This window comes from Paraburkholderia tagetis, from assembly GCF_022213065.1.
Taxonomy (GTDB): Bacteria; Pseudomonadota; Gammaproteobacteria; order Burkholderiales; family Burkholderiaceae; genus Paraburkholderia; species Paraburkholderia tagetis.
Map to the genome: position 1 here is coordinate 34,379 of NZ_JAKLJA010000051.1, position 6,883 is coordinate 41,261.

Here is a 6,883-nt window from a genome sequence, read left to right on the forward strand (position 1 = left end):
CTATGTCCATGAGCGCAGCATCGACCCTCGACAGCATCACGCTCGACGTGCGCGGCATGTGGTGCACGAGTTGTGCCAACGCCGTGGAGCGCGTGATGAAGCGTCAGTGCGGCGTGCTCGATGCCACCGTCAGTTTCGCCTCCGAGTCGGCCCAACTGCAGTGGGATCCGCATGCGACTACGCTCGATTCGATTGTCGCGGCCGTCGAAAAGATCGGTTATTCGTGCGCTGCCGAGGGCGCCGGCCACGACCGCCGTGCGCACTTTGCGCGGATCCAGCGGGATCTGGGCTTGCGTCTGGCCGTGGCAGTGTTCTTCGACATGTGGGTGATGGTCGCGCAATGGACGCGCTATCTGTCTCCCGACGGCACGCTGTCGCGGGCTGCGCAATATGACCTCGCGCTGTTTGCGGGCGTGACGTGTCTGCCCATCATCGGCTGGTGTGCGCTGCCGTTCCTTCGCGCGGGCTGGCGTACCCTGCGCGCCGGCGCGCCGGGCATGGACCTGCTGGTGTCGCTCGGCGCGCTGGGATCCTTCGTCTTGTCGCTTTGGCGCCTCGCGCAGCGCGATCCTGTGGTCTACTTCGACTCGGCGGCCACCATCGTGACCTTCCTGCTCGCAGGGCGGTTGATCGAAATATCGGTGCGAGCCCGTTCAGCAGATGCCGTGCGAGCCCTGCTCGATCTGCCGCCCGAGCAGGTTTGCGTCGTCAATGCCGATGGATCGGAGGCCATAATGCTCGCCAAGCGGGTCGCGCCGGGTAGCACCATCCGGATCCGGCCGGGCGAGCGTGTTCCACTCGACGGCATCGTCATGCATGGCGCGTCGCTGCTCGATCGTTCGCTGCTGACCGGCGAGACACGGCCCGTGAAAGCCGGATGCGGCGACGCGGTGGAAGCGGGGACGCTCAACGGCGATGGCGAACTGATCGTGCGGGTGCAGGGTGCGTGGGGGGCGCGTCGGGTCGACCGGATCGCGCGCGAAGTGCGTCGCATGCTGGCCCGCAAGACCGCCTCGCAGACGTTTGCCGAACGTTTCACGCGCCATCTGGTGCCCGCGATTTGCCTGCTCGCCGTGGATGCCTGCGCATGGGATCTGTACCGCGGCATGGCGTGGCCGATGGCGCTCGAGCGTGCGGTGGCGATACTGGTGATCACGTGCCCGTGCGCCCTCGGCATGGCGGTGCCGCTGGCATTGTTGGCGGGGGCCGGGCGCGCTGCGCGCGAAGGCATCCTCTTTCGCGACGTCGAAGCGCTTGAAAAGGCGGGCCAGGTCTCGCAGATTTACCTCGACAAGACCGGGACGCTGACCGAGGGCCGGCCGAAGCTCGTAAGCCTGCGCCTGGCACCGGGTATCGAGCGCGATGCGCTGATCGAAGCGGCGGCGCTGGCCGAACGCGGCAGCGAGCATCCGCTGGCGAATTCGATTCGCTCGCTGGTTCCGGCAGAGCGACTCGAGGCGCTCGACCGCACCGTCGGCACCTCGCGGGCGGTGCCCGGGGCCGGCGTCGAGTGGCTTGGCGCGAATGGCGTTTGCCTGCGTGTGGGACAGGCCGCCTGGTTAGCCGGAAATGGCATCACAGTGCCGTTCGAGTCCGTGCAGCATACGCTGGCACACGTGGCGCGCGGGGATCGCTGGCTGGGTGCATTGGCGTTTGCCGATACGCCGAGAGACGGTGTCAGGGATACCGTTACGCGCCTGCGCGCGTCGGGCCTCGCCCTCGCGATGTTGAGCGGCGACGCCGTCGGTGTGGCCCAGGACATTGCACGCAAGGTGCGTATCCCGGAAGCCGATGTCTACGCCGAACAATCGCCCGAAGACAAGGTGCGCCGCATTCTGGCTGCCCAGGCGAAAGGGGCCTGCGTGATGTTCGTCGGCGATGGGTTGAACGACGCACCGGCGCTGGCCGCGGCCGATCTCGGCGTGGCGGTGGAGGGCGCTACCGCATCGTCTGTGGCATCGGCTGCGATCGTCCTCACGGGCGCCGGGATTGCGCGGCTCGATCAGGCACTGCTGATCGCACGACATACCGCGCGCACCATGAAACAGAACCTGGTGGCCGCAGCCGCGTACAACCTGCTGGCGATTCCGCTTGCGCTGACGGGGTATGTCTCTCCCACCATGGCCGCTGCGCTGATGGTTGCAAGCTCGCTGTCGGTCACCGCCAATTCGGCGCGTCTGCTGCGCGCTGGCGGCCCGCACGATGCCGCGATGTTCAATATCGCCCGGTTATCCCATGCGCGGCCATGACACTCGATGCGCGTGCCGTTCTGGCGCGATGGGCAAATGCCTCGCAGCGCCCCGTGTCGTATCGCGCGGGCTTGGGTTGACGGTTTTCGCACTGCAGATCGTGGCGCCGAAGTGCGCGATCTGCTGGACGACCTACGCGGGATTATTCGGCGCGAGCTGGTTCGCGGCCACGCGATACAACCCGCTCTGGTTTACTGCAACTCTGTGCGCGACGATCGTCGTGCTGTCGCTGACGTGGCGCGAGGCCCGGCGTGCGCACCAATACGCCGCTGCATGCGCGATCCTGCCGGGCTGGCTGCTGATGCTTTCCGGCGCATTCGTCGGGGTCGCCTGGGTCAGATGGGTCGGCGTGTCATGGCTGGGTATCGTCATGGCGTTGTCGCATCGGCGGAACAATCAGCGTAACTAAACATCAGGAGAATAAAGGGTCGCTGGCTAGCTGGCGCAATTATTGCGTTTGTCCCGCGTACCGATTCTATCGGGAACAGTTAGCAGCCTATGTTCCATCGGGTGACAGTCACACTCCAGGGCGTCGACCATGAACCTCACACAGATTTCGCAATCCTCCGCATCCACGGCGCAGCAACCCACTGCAGCGGTGCCGGCTCCATGGCTTGATGTCCGCCCGTTCTGGCGTCGCCTTTCGCCGCTCGACTGGTTGTTCGCGCTGGCTTTCGCGACCGGTGCCGGCTATGCGCTCGTGAGCTATCAGGCGCGCATGGACTATTACGACGAAACCGTGCTGGTTGGCGCGACATCTGCATCGATTGTGCTGGGGTGGCGCTGGAAGCAGGGGCGCCTGCTGATGATGCTGATCGCGACGCTGTCCGTGGCGGCAATTTCGGTCTATCACGGCGATCTCGCGCGTGCCGATTCGGTTTTCCTGCTCAAGTATTGCCTGTCGAGCCAGTCGGCGATCCTGTGGATGAGCGCGCTATTCGCGCTGGCCACACTGTTTTACTGGATCGGGCTGCTGTCGCGCAGTGATACCGGAGGCGCGATCGGTACATGGATGACCTGGGCTGCAGCGTTGATGGGTTTTGTGGGCCTGATGGTGCGCTGGTATGAGTCCTGGCTGATGGGTGCCGACATCGGCCATATTCCCGTATCGAACCTCTATGAGGTTTTCGTGCTGTTTTGCCTGATCACGGCACTGTTGTATCTCTATTACGAGCGCCACTATGAAACGCGTGCACTCGGCGCTTTCGTCCTGTTGATCATCACCGCCGCAGTCGGTTTTCTGACGTGGTATAGCGCAGCGCGCGACGCGCAGCAGATCGAGCCGCTGGTGCCAGCGCTGCAGAGTTGGTGGATGAAAATCCACGTGCCTGCAAACTTTATCGGCTACGGCAGCTTCGCGTTGTCGGCGATGGTTGCTGTGGCTTATCTGTGCAAGGAGCACGGCATTCTGGCCGGGCGCCTGCCGGACTTCGAGGTGCTCGACGATCTGATGTACAAGTCGATCGCGGTGGGCTTTGCGTTCTTCACGATCGCAACGGTTCTCGGCGCAATGTGGGCAGCCGAGGCATGGGGTGGCTACTGGAGCTGGGATCCGAAGGAGAGCTGGGCGTTGATCGTGTGGCTAAACTATGCAGCCTGGTTGCATCTGCGGCTGGTGCGCGGGCTGCGCGGCGCGGCGGCGGCCTGGTGGGCGTTGACCGGCTTGCTGGTCACGACCTTTGCATTTCTCGGCGTCAACATGTTCCTGTCCGGCTTGCACAGTTACGGCAAGCTGTGAGTGCCAACGGCATTGCAAGCAGTGTTGCAGAAGTCAACAGCCGCTGTTGCGTTGGCATACAGGTGCGTAGGTTCGCTCGGAAAACCGGGCCAATAATAGGGAGTGCCAAGCTGGCATGTGTATTGCAGATGAAGTCGATGCATACATCACTTCATCATGGAGATACCCATGTCAGCGATCGAATCGGTTCTGCACGAACAACGTACATTTCCTCCGCCCGAATCCATGGCCGCTGCGGCTGCGGTGTCGGGCATGTCCGGTTATCAGGCACTCGTGGCTGAAGCGCACCGCGACTACGAGGGTTTCTGGGCACGTCTCGCACGCGAGAATCTGACTTGGCACACGCCATTCGCCAAGGTGCTCGACGAATCGAATGCGCCGTTCTACACGTGGTTCGCCGACGGTGAACTCAACGCGTCGTACAACTGCCTCGATCGCCATGTCGAAGCCGGGCATGGAGAACGTACCGCGATCATCTTCGAGGCGGACGACGGCAAGGTGACGCACGTGAGCTATGCTGATCTGCTGCAACGCGTCGGCCGTTTCGCGAATGCGCTGCGCAAACTCGGCATTGAGCGTGGCGACCGCGTCGTGATCTATATGCCGATGTCGATCGAGGGCGTGGTCGCGATGCAGGCCTGCGCACGTATCGGTGCGACGCATTCGGTGGTGTTCGGCGGTTTTTCGTCGAAATCGCTGAACGAGCGTCTCGTGGACATCGGCGCCTGTGCGCTGATTACGGCCGACGAACAGATGCGCGGCGGCAGGGCGCTACCGCTCAAGTCGATCGCCGACGAGGCTCTGGCCATGGGCGGTTGCGAGGCGGTCACGGACGTGATCGTCTACCGTCGCACCGGCGGCAAGGTCGACTGGCATCCGGGTCGCGATCGGTGGATGCACGAGATCGCTGAAACGCAAGCGTCTGACTGCATGCCTGAATGGGTCAGTGCGGAGCATCCGCTGTTCATCCTCTATACGTCGGGGTCGACCGGCAAGCCCAAGGGCGTGCAGCACAGCACGGGCGGCTATCTGCTATGGGCCGCGCAAACCATGAAGTGGACTTTCGACTGGAAGCCGTCGGATGTCTTCTGGTGTACAGCCGATATCGGCTGGGTCACAGGGCATAGCTATATCACCTACGGACCACTGGCGATTGGCGCGACTCAGGTGGTGTTCGAGGGCGTGCCAACTTATCCGGACGCGGGCCGCTTCTGGAAGATGATTGCCGACCATCGGGTGAGCGTGTTCTATACCGCGCCGACCGCGATTCGCTCGTTGATCAAGGCCGCCGAATCCAACGCGGAGGTCCATCCGGACCGCTACGATCTGTCGAGTCTGCGCATTCTCGGCACCGTTGGCGAGCCGATCAATCCGCAAGCGTGGATGTGGTACCGCAAGCATGTCGGCGGCGAGCGCTGCCCAGTCATCGACACCTGGTGGCAGACCGAGACGGGCGGGCACATGATCGCGCCGCTGCCCGGCGCGATTCCCGCCGTACCGGGGTCGTGCACGCTGCCGCTGCCCGGCATTCTGGCCGCGGTGGTCGACGAGACGGGGCAGGACGTCGAGAACGGGCAGGGCGGCATCCTGGTCATCAAGCGGCCATGGCCGGCGATGGCGCGCACGATCTGGGACGATCCGGAACGCTTCCGTACCAGCTATTTCCCGCAGGAACTCGGCGGCAGGCTGTACCTGGCCGGCGACGGTGCGGTGCGCGACAAGGACAGTGCGTACTTCACGATCATGGGGCGCATCGACGACGTGCTGAACGTGTCGGGCCACCGGCTCGGCACGATGGAGATCGAATCGGCACTGGTCGCTCACGAACTGGTAGCCGAAGCCGCCGTCGTCGGGCGGCCTGACGATACGACGGGCGAAGCCGTGGTTGCGTTCGTCATGCTCAAGCATGCGTGCCCGGTCGGCGACGAGGCCGCGCGGATAGCCAGGGAACTGCGCGACTGGGTCGGCAAGGAAATCGGGCCGATCGCCAAGCCCAAGGAGATTCGTTTCGGCGACAACCTGCCGAAGACACGCTCGGGCAAGATCATGCGCCGGCTGCTGCGCTCGATCGCAAAAGGTGAAGCTGTTTCGCAAGATACCTCAACGCTCGAGAATCCCGGGATTCTCGAACAGTTGAGCACCCTTGCCCAGTAAGCACCTCACAGGCTCCGTCTTGACGAAATCCGCTACCGCGTCCGCGCTGAACTGGGCACGGCAGCAGATCGGTCACCTTGTTCCGATCTGCAACAGAATCGCAGTCTGTGACACCGAGTGATCCGCATTGCAACAACCGTATGCGCATGCGCCCGGATTCGATGGCGTAAATGGGCGCCGGCACCCCCATCTCCGAATGGCATGGGATTTGCAGATAGCGTGGCGTGCCATCAGCACCTCAGCACGCTTTCAACCTCACCTATATTGAGCAGGAGACACACGATGAACCCGTTTGATTTGAAGCAACTGGGCATTGATATCGAATATCCGTACCGTAAGCAGTACGAAAATTACATCGGCGGCAAATGGGTGGCGCCGCTCGACGGCGACTATTTCGAGAACCTGTCGCCCATCAACGGGCAGCCGTTCTGTAGCGTGCCCCGCTCGCGCGGTGCCGATATCGATCTCGCCATCGACGCGGCCCATGCGGCACGCCGCAAATGGGGCAAGACGTCCGTGACCGAGCGGGCGAATCTGCTGCTCGCAGCGGCCGACCGGATGGAAAAGAATCTCAAGCTGCTCGCCGTCGCCGAGACGATCGACAACGGCAAGCCGCTGCGCGAAACGATGGCTGCGGATCTGCCGCTCGCCGTCGATCATTTCCGCTATTTCGCGGGTTGTATTCGCGCGCAGGAAGGCGGCATCTCCGAGATCGACGACAACACGGTCGCCTATCATTTTC

The 6,883-nt window shown here is 63.3% G+C and carries 5 protein-coding genes; all 5 read left to right on the top strand.

Annotation, left to right across the window (positions count from 1 at the left end):
- The first annotated feature begins 8 nt into the window (after positions 1-8).
- Entirely contained in the window at positions 9-2,249 is a 2,241-nt protein-coding gene (locus L5014_RS33295; RefSeq protein WP_238468077.1) for a heavy metal translocating P-type ATPase, read from the top strand.
- Positions 2,250-2,325: 76 nt separating this feature from the next.
- Positions 2,326-2,658, top strand: coding sequence for a hypothetical protein (locus L5014_RS33300; RefSeq protein ID WP_238468079.1), 333 nt, complete (start codon positions 2,326-2,328; stop codon positions 2,656-2,658).
- Positions 2,659-2,787: 129 nt separating this feature from the next.
- The gene (gene ccsB / locus L5014_RS33305; protein ID WP_238468081.1) at positions 2,788-3,987 is read left to right on the top strand and encodes a c-type cytochrome biogenesis protein CcsB; all 1,200 of its coding nucleotides are present in this window, start codon (positions 2,788-2,790) and stop codon (positions 3,985-3,987) included.
- A gap of 168 nt (positions 3,988-4,155) precedes the next feature.
- Positions 4,156-6,141, top strand: coding sequence for an acetate--CoA ligase (gene acs / locus L5014_RS33310; protein WP_238468083.1), 1,986 nt, complete (start codon positions 4,156-4,158; stop codon positions 6,139-6,141).
- A 282-nt stretch (positions 6,142-6,423) separates the two neighbouring features.
- Positions 6,424-6,883, top strand: a 460-nt coding sequence (locus L5014_RS33315) for an aldehyde dehydrogenase family protein (protein WP_238468085.1), incomplete at its 3' end; no start/stop codon positions are given.